The sequence below is a fragment of the Agrobacterium sp. 22-210-1 genome (assembly GCF_053522525.1).
Map to the genome: position 1 here is coordinate 80,151 of NZ_JBNWCI010000002.1, position 14,050 is coordinate 94,200.

The window sequence follows — 14,050 nt, forward strand, 5'->3', positions numbered from 1 at the left end:
GCCTCACTGAACCTTCAGGCGCAGCACGTGATAGGACAACGCCGGCACGGAGCCTTTGAGCGCGCCATCCTCGACGGCAACGCCACTGCCCGGTACCGGCACGACGCGGTCGGGCTGGTCGGGGCCGTTTCCGACCCGCAGGTCATATCCCGCCATCGCAAGATGCAGGCTGAGGCTGGCTGATGAAAATCCGTTGAGGCTGACATTGATATCCGCCGCCTCGGTGAGATGGCGGTTGAGGACGAACAGCGTCACCACGCCTTCTTCCTCGCTGAAGACCCCTGCAACATCGAGATATTTGACATCGTCAGCCGCGTTGCAGTCGTAAGTCGGGCAATCGACCGCGACATTCAGCGCAACACCACGGCCATAAAGCGAGGCGAACTGATAGGGATAATAGATTGTCTGACGCCAGGCCGGGCCGTTCTTTTCTGCCCGGATCGGGGCGATGACGTTGACGAGCTGGGCGATGCAGGCGATGCGCACGCGGTCCGAGCGGCGGATGAATTCATTGAGCAGACCGGCAACGAAGAGAGCATCCTCGAAATTATAGGTCTCTTCCAGCAGGGCGGGCGCTTCCGGCCAATCCCAGCTCTTGATGCGTTTGCTGTCGTCTTCGCGGATGTGATACCAGACGTTCCATTCGTCGAAGCAGATGGAAACATCGTTTTTGGCGCGCTTCTTGGCTTTCACATAATCGATGACGCCGGCAATGGTCTGGATGTAACGCCCGGTTTCCTCGATCTTGCCGAAATAATTCAGCGTGTCGCGGCTGTTATTGCCGAAATATTTGTGCAGCGAGATGTGGTCGACATTCTCGTAGCATTCTTCCAGCACTTCGCGTTCCCACTCGGGATAGGTCGGCATGCCATCATTCGAACTGCCGCAGACGATCGCTTCAATTGTCGGGTCGAAGCCTTTGAAAGCCTTGGCGGTTTCGTTGGCCAGCCGGCCATATTCCACCGCCGTCTTGTGGCCGATCTGCCAGGGGCCGTCCATCTCGTTGCCGAGGCACCACATCTTCACGCCATGCGGTTTCTCGGTGCCGTGGCTGCGGCGCAGATCGCTAAGCTCGGTGCCGCCGGGAAAATTCACATATTCAAGGAAGTTGCGGGCATCATCCAGACCGCGGGAACCAAGATTGACCGCCAGCATCATCTCGATGCCGGCCATCTGCGCCCAGTCGGCGAATTCATTGATGCCGATCTGGTTGGTTTCCTTTGACCGCCAGGCAAGGTCCAGACGAATAGGCCGCTTGTCGCGCGGGCCGATACCGTCTTCCCAGCGATAGGCGGAAACGAAATTGCCGCCGGGATAACGGATGGCGGGAATTTTCAGGTCCTGCACGAATTTCAGGACATCCCTGCGAAAGCCGTTCTCATCCGCCTGCGGATGGCCGGGCTCGTAAATCCCGCCATAGATCGCACGCCCCATATGCTCGATGAAGGCGGAATATAGGCGATCGTCGATACGCCCAATCCGGAAATCCCGGTGGACTGAAACCCGCGCTTTCATAGGCTCTCCTCCCTGCGCATTTATATCTTAAAATATGGTATGAACCATATTTGATAATATAGTTGCCGAGGGAATCCGCGCCTGTCAACCGCGAAAATCATACTTTTAAAATTTGAAGGCTCAGTCTGCCGTGCGCAGGCGCAGGACGATGTCCTGATCGTAATTTCCGAAACCCCGGCCGAAGATATTCAGCCCGCCCGGATGTTTCGCGTCGGCCTTGACTTCGATGCGCAGGCGGATGGAACGATGGCTCACCAGATCGATATCCGCCAGCGTCACATCCGAAATGCGGGTACCATCGACATAGGTTCCCTGCGCGGTGATGCGCCAGGTTTTGAGCATGCCATATTGGGAACCGGAGAGTTTCCACCAATCGGGCGTGAACACCCCTCGCTTGTCACCGAAGTCACCCGGCGAGGTCCACACGCCGATTTCCCTGCCGTTGACGGAGAGGGTTATGTCCGACGGCCAGTTGCTGTGCGTTCCCGGCACCTCGGAACTGACCTCCATCGAAAACTCGATTTCTTCGACGTTTCGGCCCTGAATCTTGGCATTATTGGGGAATTGATATTCCACGAAGCCGGATGTCAACCATAAGAGCGCCGTCTTCATGCGATCAGGATCCATGAAGGTATCGGGCACATCCAGAAGCCCGATAATACCATCAGGCGAACAAATGCCGCAGGGTGCCGTCACCGAACTCTGGGTATAAAGACCAAGCGGCATGGCCACCGCAATGTAATTGGAAGCCGCCGGCGCCTCGGGTCTTCGGAAGGAAACGATGAGTTCGTCGCAGGTGGCGAAGCAGATTTTCTGGCTGCCCTTGCGCGCCTTGCGCGTCTCGGTTCGCAGCAGCCCCGCCTCTTCAAGAACGGCCACACCGGCGGAAACGGTGGACTGGGGTAACTCCAGCCGCTGCGCGATCTCGTTGACATTCAGACCGCTCGTCTCATGCAGCAGCTTCAATATCTGCACGCGGATCAACGAAGCAGCCGCTTTCAGGACATCGAATTCTTTTTCAGCATCAACCAGGAGGAAATTGGGGGCCATTCTCTAATCTTCAGATTTATCGATCCAGATCAGGATTTCTGGCTTAAATACCCTATACTTGTCCAGTGTTGTTTATCGTTCAGGCACATCTGAAAGTTAAAGGCATGAAAAAGGCATCGCCACGCAGCCTTGAGACCACGTGGCGATGCCCCTTTGTCGTCAACCGCGCTTGCGCAGGGTCCGCGTGCCGGTGTCGACAAGATTCTGCGCCGCTTCATCCACGCTGGCGCGACCGAAGGCGAGCGAATCGGCAATCGGACGCATCACGCCACGGTCGAACTCATTGGCACCGATGGGGGCGGGCTCCGGATAGGCATCGGTCTTTCCGGACAGGCTTTCGATATAATCCACCGATTTGCGCTCAGTCTCATTGAGGCTCGGCAATACTGCCTCACGCACCTTCTTTGCCGGCGGCACGCCGCGTTCCACGCCAAGTACCTTGCCGGCCTCCAGATCGTTGACGAAGAAGTTGATGAACTTCGCCGCCGCTTCCGGATTGGTGGAGGTGGACGAAATGGACCAGATAAGTCCCGGCCGGTAATAATGCCCGGTCGGCTTGCCGGCCCCCTCACCCGGCAGCATGCCGATGGACAGCGTTTTCTTGTTGAGCGCCTGATAACCCACAAGCTGGTTGGAATAGGCAAAACCGGTGGCGGAATTGCCAAGCGTCAAGGCATTGGATTCGATGGTGTTGTCATCACGCGTCTGGATATCGGCGGAAACGCAGAGCTTGTCCTCACGCAGCTTTTCCCAATAGGCGAACCATTCCTTGGCGTCTTCCTTGTTGAAGCCGATGGTGCCATCCTGAAACAGCAGCTTGCCGCGCTGGCGAAGCCAGACATCGAAGACGTAATGATAACGCGCACCATAGGGAATGGCCCAATAATTGCGCCGCGCCGGGCCGTTCTTCTTGAAATCGCGCGCCAGTTCCGCAAGCGCCGTCCAGGTGATCTGCCCTTCCGGCATGGAAACGCCGGCTTCCTTCAACGCCTCGGCATCATACATCATGCAGAAGGAATTAAGCCCGAGACCGACACCGTAAAGCTTGCCGTCGATGCGGCAAAGATCGATCTCGCTCTTGCCGAAGCTGGAAAGATCAAGCGCCGAGCCGACGAACTGATCTAGTTCCATGCAGGCGCCACGGCCGGAATAATCGGCGATGGTGGATGGTTCCAGCTGGAAGATATCGGCGACATTGCGTCCAGCCATCGAGGTCGCAAGCTTGGTCCAGTAGTCGGAGCCGGCGATCATTTCGCCGCTGACCACCGTTTGCGGATCGGCCTTCTGGTAAAGGGCGATAACGTCATTGGTGCGCTTGTTGCGATCGGCTGATCCCCACCACACGCAACGAAGACGGGTGGTCTCGGCCGCCAGCGCGCGGAAACCGCCCGCCGCAACCCCAAGACCGGCCAGCGCCGCCGTCACCAAAAATCCACGTCTGTCGATAGTTTGCATCTGCTCCTCCCGCGTTTTGCAAATTTTTCACTGACTACTTAATTCTTGCAAATTTTCTGTATTTGCAATATTTGCATCATAATAGATTTTTTTGCAAGCGCAGGAGACGACATGAACGATACGCCCGACATCAGCCGCCCGCGCCAGTCGGATATCGCCCAGCGCGCCGGTGTCTCCATCAGCACCGTCTCTCGTGTTCTCGCCGGGGAAAAAGGCATCAGCGCTTCGATCCAGACCAAGGTTCTGGGGGTTGCGGCGGAGCTCGGTTATCCGCTGCGGCCGGTCACCAGCCAGGCCGGCGGTGTGCCGCTGGAGGGCAAGAAGGTTCTCGCCCTGATGTCCGCCGAAAGGGCAACCGGCGATATCGGCGCTTTTTATCACGATATTTTCGACATGCTGCGCAGCCTTGCCCAGACGGACGGGTTTGAACTCGATATCCGGCTGTTGCACCAGAAACAGGTGGATGACGCCCTGACACAGCGGGTCTGCGAAGCGGACGGCCTTCTTGCCATCGGCCTCGACCCTGAAGAGGAGATCATTCACCGCATCACGCAGGGTGTGCTGCAGCCGGTTCTGGTCAACAGCGCCGACCCCTCGATGACGCTGGATTGTGTTTCGCCCTCCAATTTTTACGGCGGTGCAATGGCAGCGCGGCGGCTTCTGGAACTCGGCCACCGCAAGGTCGCCTATATCGGCCCGCACCACCGCCACACCATACGCGAGCGCATGCGCGGCTTCCGCCACACCATCCTTGAGGAAGAAGGCACGACCTATGAGGAATTCCTGCTCTCCACCGTGGATAGCGGCTTCGGACAGGCGGGTGATGCGGTTCGCCAGCTACTGGCCAAGAACCCTGACCTGACCGGCATTTTCTGCATGAACGATGCGATTGCGCTCGGCGCGCTGGGGGCGGCGCAGGAGCTTGGCCTTGCCGTGCCGGACGATCTTTCCATCATCGGCTTCGACGACCTGCCCTTTGCCGAACTCTCCACCCCTCGCCTCAGCACCATCCGCGTCGACCGCCGCGAAATCGCCCGCGAGGCAGTGGAACTGATGCGCCGCCGGCTGACGGAACCTTCCGCCAATGCCCGGCAGGTGCAGCTGGGTGTGCAGCTGGTGGAAGGACAGACCGCCGGACAGGCGAAAAAGACGGGAAAGGCGATACGTAATGCATGATGCGGCAAACAATGATCCGATGACCCGTTTCAATCCGCTCTATGGTAATCCGCTCAAAACCCGCGCCGATGTCAGAAAGGCGCTGGATGACAGTTTCGCACCGCTTCTGCCCTATTTTTCGCAAAGCGGCGCAAGGGTGACACTCAGCGGCACTGCCGCGCATTTTGACCGGGCGGCGGCCGATCTGGAAGGATTTGCCCGGCCGCTCTGGGGCATCGCGCCGCTGGCGCTCAGCGGCGACAGTTTTGAGCATTGGCCGCTTCTGGCAAAAGGCATCGCCAACGGCACCGATCCCGCCCATCCCGATTATTGGGGCGACGTGCGCCAGAAGGATCAGCGGCTGGTGGAACTTGCAGCTCTGGGCTTTGCGCTTCGGCTTGCACCGCAACATCTTTGGGAACCCCTCTCCGACGCGCAGAAAGACAATGTCCGCCGCTATCTGCTGACGGCGCGCGAGCGCAATTATGCCGACAATAACTGGAAATTTTTCCGGGTGATGGTCGACATGGCGCTCGATCATCTGGGCGTAGATTTCGATCGCAGCCTGACGGAGACCTTCCAGACGGAGCTGGACGGTTTCTACATTGCCGACGGCTGGTATCGTGACGGCGATTATCGCCGCATCGACCACTATATCGCCTTCGCCATGCATTTTTACGGCCTGATCTACGCAAAACTCAGCAAGCCTGGTGATGCTTACGCCGAACGTTACCGCGAACGCGCCCGCCTGTTTGCCGGCGATTTTGCCAACTGGTTCGATGAGGATGGCGGGGCGCTGGCCTTCGGCCGGTCCATGACCTATCGTTTCGCCTGTGGCGGTTTCTGGGCCGGCCTTGCCTTTGCCGATGAAGAGGCTCTGCCCTGGGGCGAAATCAAGGGGCTTTATCTGCAGCATCTGCGCTGGTGGGCACAAAAGCCGATTGCCGATCGCGACGGCGTTCTCTCCATCGGTTACGCCTATCCGCAGCTGACCATGTCGGAAAGTTATAATTCGGCCGGTTCTCCCTATTGGGCCTTCAAGGCCTTCCTGCCGCTCGCCTTGCCGGAAAGCCACCCCTTCTGGCAGGCGGAAGAAAAGTTGCCCGAAACCTCCACCAAACCGCGGCCGCTCCTTCATCCCGGCATGGTGATGATGCGAACGAAAGGCAACGTCACGGCACTTTCCAGCGGGCAGGAAACCCTGTCGATGCGCGGCGGGTCGGAGAAATATGCCAAATTCGCCTATTCCTCCCGTTATGGTTTTGGTGTGGAGGTGGATGAGCGCGGCTTCAGGACCAATGGTTTTGACAACATGCTGGCCTTCTCTGATGACGGTTTGCATTACCGGGTGCGCGAAACCAACGAAAAGGTTCTGCTGGCGGGCGAAAACCTGCGGGCGACATGGAAAGCGTTCCCGGATGTCGAGGTTGAAACGACGCTGGTTGCCGCCGGCGACTGGCACATCCGGCTGCACCGGATCACCTCCGGCCGGCCACTTTCCGTCACCGAAGGCGGCTTCGCCATCAATCGCAATGACGGCGACAGCGATGCCGTAACCGAGACAACCGGCCATGCATCGGCTGATTGCGGCACCGACATCTCCGCGATCATCGATCTCGGCTCCGTCATATCCCGCCAGGGCATCGCACTGAAGGCGCTACCCAATACCAACCTCGTCAATGCCAAAACCACGGTGCCGCAACTGCGCGGCGACATTCCAGCCGGCGAAACTCTGCTTGCCTGCGCCGTCTTTGTGGGGCTGGCCGGACCTGAAAGCAAAAAAGCCCTGGCAGCTATTCCCGTTCTCCCTGACATCAGGGCGCTCGACCGCCTGTTTGCGGAACGCGGCGTCCCGGTCAGCAGCATGGCGGCGACGGGAGAGCCACGATGACGAGCCCGCTTCCGCGTCTCAGCCTTGCCATGGACCCGGAGCGGACGCAGCATGTGCTGACACCACAGGCGCTAGAAAGACTGTCGCAGAGCGTCGATATCATCGACATCAACCGCATCCGCGACTTTCACGATCCATCGATAAAAGACCAGCTGGAACGGACGGATATTCTCCTGACCGGCTGGGGCTGCCCCGATATTGGCGCACGGGAACTGGCGTTGATGTCACGGCTGAAGCTGATTTCCCATGCTGCCGGCACGGTGAAATATTTCCTCTCGCAGGCGGTCTTTGAGCGCGGCATCACCGTGTGCAGTGCGGCGGAGGCCAATGCGCAGCCGGTCGCCGAATTTACGCTGGCGATGATCCTGCTTGCCGGCAAGCGCACATTCAGCTTCCGACGCATTTATGGAAACGATCGCGGACGGGAAAACGTCGATCACCTGCAATCGCAGGCCATCGGCAATCTTGGCCTGACGGTCGGCGTGGTCGGCGCATCGCGCATCGGGCGTCGGGTCATCAATCTGCTGAAACCCTTCGATCTCGACATCATCCTTTTCGACCCGTTTTTAAGCGCTGCGGAGGCGGAGCGCCTTGGCGTGCGGCTGGTATCGCTTGATGCGCTGATGGCAATGAGCGACGTCATTTCGCTGCATGCGCCGTCGCTGCCGCAGACCCGGCATATGATCGGCGCGGAAGCACTCGCCCGGATGAAGGACGGCGCAACCCTGATCAACACGGCGCGCGGCGCGCTGGTGGATGAGGAAGCACTGCTGACTGAGCTAAAAACCGGGCGTATCGAAGCCGTCATCGATGTGACCGATCCGGAAGTGCCGCCGCCGGACTCTGCCTTCTACAGCCTGCCCAACGTCTTCCTGACGCCGCACATCGCCGGCGCCGTAGGCCTAGAACGCGCCAGGCTGGGCGACATGGCAATCGCGGAAATCGAACGTTTTTGCCAGGGCGCGGCACTTGAACAGCAGGTGCGGCCGGAACATCTGGAACTGATTGCATGAGAATTTTCGAGCCGGGCCTCTGCTCCGTCACCTTCCGCTCCCTGTCGCCGCAGGCGGTCATCGACCTTGCCGTCGCAAACGGCATCAAGGCAATAGAGTGGGGCGCGGATATCCATGTGCCGTCAGGCGGTCTCGAAAACGCCAGGGATGTGGCCGAGCGGACCGCTAAAGCGGGCCTGACCGTCTCTTCCTACGGCTCCTACATCTTCGCGCCGGATTTTACGCGGCAAGATTTGACCGCCGTTCTCGAAACTGCCAAGGCCCTCGGCACCGGCCATATCCGCATCTGGCCGGGCCGACGCAAACGGCCCTCCACCGACTACTCTCCCGCCGAGCGCCGCAGGGCCACCGAGGCGCTGGCAGAAATCGCCCGCCATGCGCAAGATTACGGCATGACGATCGGCCTCGAATATCACCCCAATTCACTGACGGACACCCTGCCCTCGACCCTGCAACTGGCGCAGGATTTGGCCGTGCCTAACCTGTTTTTCTACTGGCAGCCGGCACCCGGCCTGCCGCTCGAAAAGGCTCGCGCTGAAATATCGGCAATCGGCTCACGCATCTGCCATCTGCACGTCTTCGCCTGGCTTGCCGACACCAGCCGCCTGCCGCTTGCCGACCGTGCGGATTATTGGCGGTCGTGCGTCGAGGCGTTGCCGGAGAGCGGCTGGACGAAGACGGCTTATGCGATGCTGGAATTCGTCAAAGGTGATGATGTCGGCCAGTTTGCGGAAGATGCGGCGGCGCTCAACCGGATTCTTGGCAGATCATAGATCTCGCGCGGCTACCTACGCAGTAAAAATAAGCTCTATCCCTTCACTTCACATAGTGAAATTTATGCACTATATTTCTTTAGTGTCACGGGTGATGCATGGGCAAGCTTGTTCAGATCGGGAACATCATCATACGCGTCTACGCGAACGATCACTTGCCGCCGCATTTTCACATCATAACACCGGATGCCGATGCGCTCGTAGACATCGAAACTCTGGAAATTCTGCGTGGCAAGCTGCCCCGCAGGGCCGAAGCCGAAGCTTTGGCGTGGGCGAAAACCAACCGGAGCCTGATTGTCGATGAATGGAATCGCACAAACCCGCGTTTTCCCATTGTAGAAAAGGAAAACTAGCCATGACACCGCGCGTCAAAGCCGTAGTGCCTAATCTGCCCAGCTTTCTCATCATCGACTGGGTCGATGGTAGCCAATCAACCGCCGATCTGACCGGATGGATAGCTACCGGAGGAGAATTGCTAAATGCGCTCCGCTCGGCAGATATCTGGAACACCGCGACAGTCACCGACTATGGCGCCAGCGTTGAATGGGAAGGCGAAGATCTGGCGATCGATGCCTATCATCTCTACCAGATCGCAGAAGACCAGCGGGACTTCGATGTCGAGGATTTACGCAAATGGCAGGAGGAAATCGGCCTTTCCAACAATGAAGCGGCGGATTTTCTCGGTGTCACTTTACGGACTTGGAACAACTACCGTGCCGGTGCACCGGTAAGCCACGCGGTCAAGATGCTGCTGCGGGCCACCCAGCGCGACCCGCTTCTGATGCATGCGCATTTTCGTCCCCGCCGGCCCGGACGCCCGAAACACGCCGCTTAGGACACACCGGCCACCCACTCACGAAATGCGAAGGTTAGCTGACTATATCCGCCGCCCATCCGCCCCGAACAGATGTGTCTTGGCCAGATCGAACGCAAAGGGAATGGTCTCGCCGATGCGGATCTGGCGCTGGCCGTCCAGCAGCACGGTGGCCGGTTGGCCGTCCGGGGTATTGGTGTAAACCACCGTCGAGCCGCCGAGATGTTCCACGAGCTGGATGGAAGCTTCGCCGAGCGAGGATTGCGCCTGCGGGTTGACGTGTTCAGGGCGCACGCCAAAGGTCAGCGGTTCGCCTTCGCCGGCCGCAACCGGCTTTTCCAGCACGATGCGCTGCCCGGCCACCTCGATGGTGCGGTTGGAACTATCGCCTGAAATCACTTTGGCGGAGAGGAAGTTCATCTTCGGCGAGCCGATGAAACCGGCCACGAACTGGTTGGCTGGATTATTGTAAAGATCGAGCGGCCGGCCGACCTGCATGATGCGGCCGTCGCGCAGCACAACGATCTTGTCGGCCATGGTCATGGCCTCCACCTGGTCATGCGTCACATAGATCATGGTGCTGCCGAGCGTCTGGTGCAGCTTGGCGATTTCGACGCGCATCTGCACGCGCAATTCCGCATCAAGGTTGGACAAAGGCTCGTCGAACAGGAAGATTTTCGGCTCGCGCACGATAGCCCGGCCAATGGCGACACGCTGGCGCTGGCCGCCCGAAAGCGCCTTCGGCTTGCGCTGCAACAACGGGCCGATCTGCAGGATATCGGCGGCCTTCTGCACCCGCGCCTCGACTTCCGGCTTCTTGTAGCCCGCCGTTTCCAGCCCGAAGGCGAGGTTCTTGTAGACACTCATATGCGGATAAAGGGCATAGGACTGGAAAACCATGGCGATGCCGCGCTTGGAGGCGGCTGTTTCGTTGACCCTTTCGCCATCGATGCGAAGATCACCCTCGGAGATTTCCTCCAGTCCGGCAATCATGCGCAAAAGCGTGGATTTTCCACAGCCCGATGGGCCGACAAAAACGGTGAACTCACCCGGCTCGATCTTCAGATCGATACCATGAACGACCGGAAAAGCGCCGAACCGCTTGACGATTTTTTCGAGCGTAATGCTGCTTGCCATGCTGTTTCTCCCGACTGTCGCGCCGCATGCAGGGCGGCAGCGACAGTGTTGATTGTCTTAAAATGCGTTCCCGATCCGGGTTCCGTTCAGCGTTTCATTCCCGTCGTGGCGATGCCTTCGATCAGCAGCCGCTGGAAAAACAGGAAGAACAGGAAGACCGGCACCAGTGACAGGTTGGACATGGCGAAAAGCGAGGTCCAGTCCGAGCTGCCGGTGGAATCCACGAAGGATCTGAGGCCGAGCTGCACGGTGTAGGTGTTGATGTCGTTCAGATAGATCAGCGGACCGAAGAAATCGTCCCAGGTCCAGATGAAGGAAAAAATGGCGGCCGTGGCCAGCACCGGCAGCGATAGCGGCAGCATGATCTTCCAGTAGATGCGGAAGGGCGAGCAGCCGTCCATGACAGCCGCCTCGTCCAGTTCACGCGGTATACCGCGGAAGAACTGCACCATCAGGAAGATGAAGAAGGCGTCCGTCGCCAGATATTTCGGCACGATCAGCGGCAGCGATGTGTTCACCCAGCCCATTTCCAGAAACAGGATATATTGCGGGATGAGCACCACGTGATAGGGCAACATCAAGGTGCCGAGCATCAGCGCGAACCAGAAATTGCGCCCGCCGAACCGCAGCCGGGCAAAAGCAAAGGCCGTGAGCGAGCAGCCGACCACGTTTCCTATGGTGGCGAGCACGGAGATAAAGAAGGAGTTCCAGAAGAACTGCCCGAAACTCACCTGCAGCCCCGTCCAGCCGCGAATATATCCGCCGACATCGACCGCCGAGGGAATGAGCGAGGAAGAGCCGAACAGCTCATCCTGCGGCCGGAACGAACCTGATATCATCCACAGGATCGGATAGAGCATCGCGAAGGAGGCGATGATTAGCGCCGTGTGGAGCATCACCGATTTCAGCGGCGTGCGTTGCGGGCCTTGTCCCGGCCGGGGAGCGGTAACAGCATCAGTCATCGTAATGTACCCAGTATTTCGCGCTGAGGAACGAGAAGGCCGTGAACAGCGAGATGATGATCACCAAAATCCAGGCAAGCGCCGAGGCATAACCCATGCGGAAGAAACCAAAGGCTTCCTGATAGAGGTAGAGCGTGTAGAACAGTGTCGAGTTGATCGGCCCGCCGGTACCTTCGGAAATGATGAAGGCGGGCGTGAAGGCCTTGAAGGCGTCGATCGTCTGGATAACGGCGTTGAAGAAGATCACCGGGGTCAAAAGCGGCAGGGTAATGCGGAAGAACTGCCGCACCTTGCTTGCACCGTCGATTTCGGCGGCTTCATACATATCCTGCGGGATTTGTCTCAGACCCGCGAGGAAGATGATCATCGGCGAACCGAACTGCCAGACCGACAGGATGACCAGCGTGTATATCGAATAATCCGGATTGGAAATCCAGCTCGGCCCTTCATAACCGAAAGCCTGCCAGAGGATCATGTTGACGAGACCGTCAGAGGCGAATAGCTGGCGCCAGAGCACGGCAATCGCAACGCTGGAACCCAGCAGCGACGGCAGATAGAATATCGCCCGGTAAAGCGTCAAACCCTTGATGCCGCGATTGAAGGCAAGCGCCACCAGCAGCGCGAAGATGAGCTTCAGCGGCACCGACAGCAGCACATAGGTAAACGTCACCTGCATGGCGGCTGCAAATTTCGGATCATCGGTGGCGATGCGCACATAATTTGCCGCCCCCACCCAGTCCGGCGACTGCAACAGGTCGTAATTGGTGAAAGACAGGTAAAGCGACGCGAGCGCCGGACCCAGCGTCAGGCCGAAGAAGCCGATCAGCCAGGGCAGGAGAAACAGGTAGGCGTGAATATTGCGGTCGAACATCCGCTTCACGCTGCCCCGCTTCGGGAGAGCCGCGCCACGGCTCTCCCCCACAAGAGTTTCAGATCGAAATGCCATACGCCATCACTTCCGTTTGATAACGGTTTCAGATTCCTTGACGAGACGGTCACCGCCCTCTTCCGGCGAAATCTTGCCGAAGCCAACTTCTTCCGCCGTGCGTTTCAGGACGAAGGCGAACTCACCCGCACCCGGAGGTGGCGCCGGCGGCAGATCGCCGACGCCGGGGGTAATCTCGGCAATATATTCCACCATGCTCTTGCTGACCTCATCGAGCTTGGGGGTCAGCGCGTTGCGCATGGCTTCCGAGGCCGGAACGCCACGTTCGACGCCGAGAATATCGATGCCCTGCGGGTCGGCGACCAGGAAGTTGATGAACCCAACCGCCTGCTCGATGCCGGCGCTGCCATTGGCGACGCTGATGAGCATGGAAGGCTTCAGATAATGGCCGGAAGGGCCATCCTTCGTGCTCTTCGGATAGGAGCTGATGGCAAGCTTGGCCTTGTTGAGCTTCTGATACCCGACGAACTGGTTGGAATGGGCGAATGCGGTTGCCGCCTTGCCCGTCGTCAGCGGGTTGGTTTCGATATTGAGCTGGTCGAGCGCCTGCACATCGGCCGGCACACAGGCGCCGCTCTTGCGCAGATCCGCCCACAGGGTGAACCACTTGGTCGCATCCGTCGGATCGAAACCAATGCCGCCATCCTGTGTATAAAGCGATTTGCCGTTCTGCCGCAGCCAGTTTTCAAAGCTCGGCTCCACGCCGCTGGCATCGGCCGTGGCGTAATAACCGGGCTTCGGCTTGTTCTTGCTCAGCTTGGCGGCGTTTTCGGCAAACTCCTCCCAGGTCTGGCCGATAGACGGCGGCGTCGCGCCGGATTTTTCCCAGGCCGCCTGATCGAAGAAAACGGCACTGGAATTGACGCCGAGATTAATGCCGTAAAGCTTGCCATCGACTCGACCGGAATCGATGTTCATCTTGCCGAAATCTTCGATCTTCAGGCCCTTGCCGATATATTCATCTAGGGGTGCCAGCGCGCCGCGACGGCCATATTCGAAGATGTAACGATAATCCATCTGGATAAGATCAGGCGCATTGCGGCCCGCCACCTGCGTGGCAAGGCGCGGCCAGTAATCACTCCAGCCGGCAAATTCACCGGCAATGTCGAGATCGGGCTTGACCTGTTTATAGGCCGATATCGCCTTGTTGGTGCGATCGGCGCGTTCCTGCGACCCCCACCACAACATGCGAAGGCGCGCGGCCTGCGCCTGCGCCGACCCTCCTCCCAATGTTGCAAGCGACAGGGCCGCAAGCCCTGCTGAAAGCACACCTCTCCTGTGAAGCATCATGGGCATTGGCAACTCCTCCCTATTGACTGCCAATTGATGATGAACGTAA

General features: G+C 58.9%; 13 protein-coding genes. 6 read left to right on the plus strand and 7 right to left on the minus strand.

The window, feature by feature from the left end; translation table 11 throughout:
• Positions 1–3: 3 nt before the first annotated feature.
• From arfA to ACQZ5F_RS13390, 3 genes are all read right to left on the minus strand, one after another.
• Positions 4–1,515 carry an arabinosylfuranosidase ArfA gene (gene arfA, locus ACQZ5F_RS13380; RefSeq protein WP_225339053.1) on the minus strand — a complete coding sequence of 504 codons (1,512 nt, stop codon included), beginning with the start codon at positions 1,513–1,515 and terminating at the stop codon, positions 4–6.
• 120 nt (positions 1,516–1,635) lie between these two features.
• Complete coding sequence (locus ACQZ5F_RS13385; RefSeq protein ID WP_046800428.1) at positions 1,636–2,565, minus strand: ArsR/SmtB family transcription factor; 930 nt, start codon at positions 2,563–2,565, stop codon at positions 1,636–1,638.
• 159 nt (positions 2,566–2,724) lie between these two features.
• A complete protein-coding gene (locus ACQZ5F_RS13390) occupies positions 2,725–4,020 on the minus strand; it encodes an ABC transporter substrate-binding protein (RefSeq protein WP_448731253.1) in 1,296 nt (431 codons plus the stop codon).
• A gap of 111 nt (positions 4,021–4,131) precedes the next feature.
• Between ACQZ5F_RS13390 and ACQZ5F_RS13395 the strand changes: the two genes are divergently transcribed.
• The 6 genes from ACQZ5F_RS13395 to ACQZ5F_RS13420 all read left to right on the plus strand — a co-directional run bounded on the left by ACQZ5F_RS13395 (position 4,132) and on the right by ACQZ5F_RS13420 (position 9,687).
• Positions 4,132–5,196 carry a LacI family DNA-binding transcriptional regulator gene (locus ACQZ5F_RS13395; RefSeq protein WP_046800426.1) on the plus strand — a complete coding sequence of 355 codons (1,065 nt, stop codon included), beginning with the start codon at positions 4,132–4,134 and terminating at the stop codon, positions 5,194–5,196.
• Positions 5,189–7,066 (plus strand): DUF2264 domain-containing protein, encoded by a 1,878-nt coding sequence (locus ACQZ5F_RS13400; protein ID WP_225339054.1) that lies wholly within the window; start codon positions 5,189–5,191, stop codon positions 7,064–7,066. The genes ACQZ5F_RS13395 and ACQZ5F_RS13400 overlap by 8 nt, the downstream gene beginning before the upstream one ends.
• Entirely contained in the window at positions 7,063–8,079 is a 1,017-nt protein-coding gene (locus ACQZ5F_RS13405) for a hydroxyacid dehydrogenase (RefSeq protein WP_225339055.1), read from the plus strand. The genes ACQZ5F_RS13400 and ACQZ5F_RS13405 overlap by 4 nt, the downstream gene beginning before the upstream one ends.
• Positions 8,076–8,852 carry a sugar phosphate isomerase/epimerase family protein gene (locus tag ACQZ5F_RS13410; protein WP_225339056.1) on the plus strand — a complete coding sequence of 259 codons (777 nt, stop codon included), beginning with the start codon at positions 8,076–8,078 and terminating at the stop codon, positions 8,850–8,852. The genes ACQZ5F_RS13405 and ACQZ5F_RS13410 overlap by 4 nt, the downstream gene beginning before the upstream one ends.
• A 98-nt stretch (positions 8,853–8,950) precedes the next feature.
• Positions 8,951–9,205 carry a DUF4160 domain-containing protein gene (locus tag ACQZ5F_RS13415; protein WP_225339057.1) on the plus strand — a complete coding sequence of 85 codons (255 nt, stop codon included), beginning with the start codon at positions 8,951–8,953 and terminating at the stop codon, positions 9,203–9,205.
• A 2-nt stretch (positions 9,206–9,207) separates the two neighbouring features.
• Positions 9,208–9,687 (plus strand): helix-turn-helix domain-containing protein, encoded by a 480-nt coding sequence (locus ACQZ5F_RS13420; protein WP_225339058.1) that lies wholly within the window; start codon positions 9,208–9,210, stop codon positions 9,685–9,687.
• Between the two features lie 42 nt (positions 9,688–9,729).
• On the opposite strand, the gene ACQZ5F_RS13425 is transcribed toward ACQZ5F_RS13420, so the two are convergent.
• The 4 genes from ACQZ5F_RS13425 to ACQZ5F_RS13440 all read right to left on the minus strand — a co-directional run bounded on the left by ACQZ5F_RS13425 (position 9,730) and on the right by ACQZ5F_RS13440 (position 14,007).
• Complete coding sequence (locus ACQZ5F_RS13425) at positions 9,730–10,803, minus strand: ABC transporter ATP-binding protein (protein WP_046800421.1); 1,074 nt, start codon at positions 10,801–10,803, stop codon at positions 9,730–9,732.
• Positions 10,804–10,889: 86 nt separating this feature from the next.
• Positions 10,890–11,765 carry a carbohydrate ABC transporter permease gene (locus tag ACQZ5F_RS13430; RefSeq protein ID WP_046800420.1) on the minus strand — a complete coding sequence of 292 codons (876 nt, stop codon included), beginning with the start codon at positions 11,763–11,765 and terminating at the stop codon, positions 10,890–10,892.
• A complete protein-coding gene (locus tag ACQZ5F_RS13435; protein WP_225245840.1) occupies positions 11,758–12,636 on the minus strand; it encodes a carbohydrate ABC transporter permease in 879 nt (292 codons plus the stop codon). The genes ACQZ5F_RS13430 and ACQZ5F_RS13435 overlap by 8 nt, the downstream gene beginning before the upstream one ends.
• 81 nt (positions 12,637–12,717) lie before the next feature.
• A complete protein-coding gene (locus ACQZ5F_RS13440; RefSeq protein WP_046800418.1) occupies positions 12,718–14,007 on the minus strand; it encodes an ABC transporter substrate-binding protein in 1,290 nt (429 codons plus the stop codon).
• Positions 14,008–14,050 lie beyond the last annotated feature (43 nt).

Bases quoted from the DNA above. Each gene is read 5' to 3' on its own strand.
- ACQZ5F_RS13390 (WP_448731253.1), bottom strand. From the start codon at position 4,020: ATGCAAACTATCGACAGACGTGGATTTTTGGTGACGGCGGCGCTGGCC.
- ACQZ5F_RS13435 (WP_225245840.1), bottom strand. From the start codon at position 12,636: ATGTTCGACCGCAATATTCACGCCTACCTGTTTCTCCTGCCCTGGCTG.
- ACQZ5F_RS13420 (WP_225339058.1), top strand. From the start codon at position 9,208: ATGACACCGCGCGTCAAAGCCGTAGTGCCTAATCTGCCCAGCTTTCTC.
- ACQZ5F_RS13395 (WP_046800426.1), top strand. From the start codon at position 4,132: ATGAACGATACGCCCGACATCAGCCGCCCGCGCCAGTCGGATATCGCC.
- ACQZ5F_RS13400 (WP_225339054.1), top strand. From the start codon at position 5,189: ATGCATGATGCGGCAAACAATGATCCGATGACCCGTTTCAATCCGCTC.
- ACQZ5F_RS13440 (WP_046800418.1), bottom strand. From the start codon at position 14,007: ATGCCCATGATGCTTCACAGGAGAGGTGTGCTTTCAGCAGGGCTTGCG.
- ACQZ5F_RS13405 (WP_225339055.1), top strand. From the start codon at position 7,063: ATGACGAGCCCGCTTCCGCGTCTCAGCCTTGCCATGGACCCGGAGCGG.
- ACQZ5F_RS13410 (WP_225339056.1), top strand. From the start codon at position 8,076: ATGAGAATTTTCGAGCCGGGCCTCTGCTCCGTCACCTTCCGCTCCCTG.
- ACQZ5F_RS13385 (WP_046800428.1), bottom strand. From the start codon at position 2,565: ATGGCCCCCAATTTCCTCCTGGTTGATGCTGAAAAAGAATTCGATGTC.
- arfA (WP_225339053.1), bottom strand. From the start codon at position 1,515: ATGAAAGCGCGGGTTTCAGTCCACCGGGATTTCCGGATTGGGCGTATC.
- ACQZ5F_RS13425 (WP_046800421.1), bottom strand. From the start codon at position 10,803: ATGGCAAGCAGCATTACGCTCGAAAAAATCGTCAAGCGGTTCGGCGCT.
- ACQZ5F_RS13415 (WP_225339057.1), top strand. From the start codon at position 8,951: ATGGGCAAGCTTGTTCAGATCGGGAACATCATCATACGCGTCTACGCG.
- ACQZ5F_RS13430 (WP_046800420.1), bottom strand. From the start codon at position 11,765: ATGACTGATGCTGTTACCGCTCCCCGGCCGGGACAAGGCCCGCAACGC.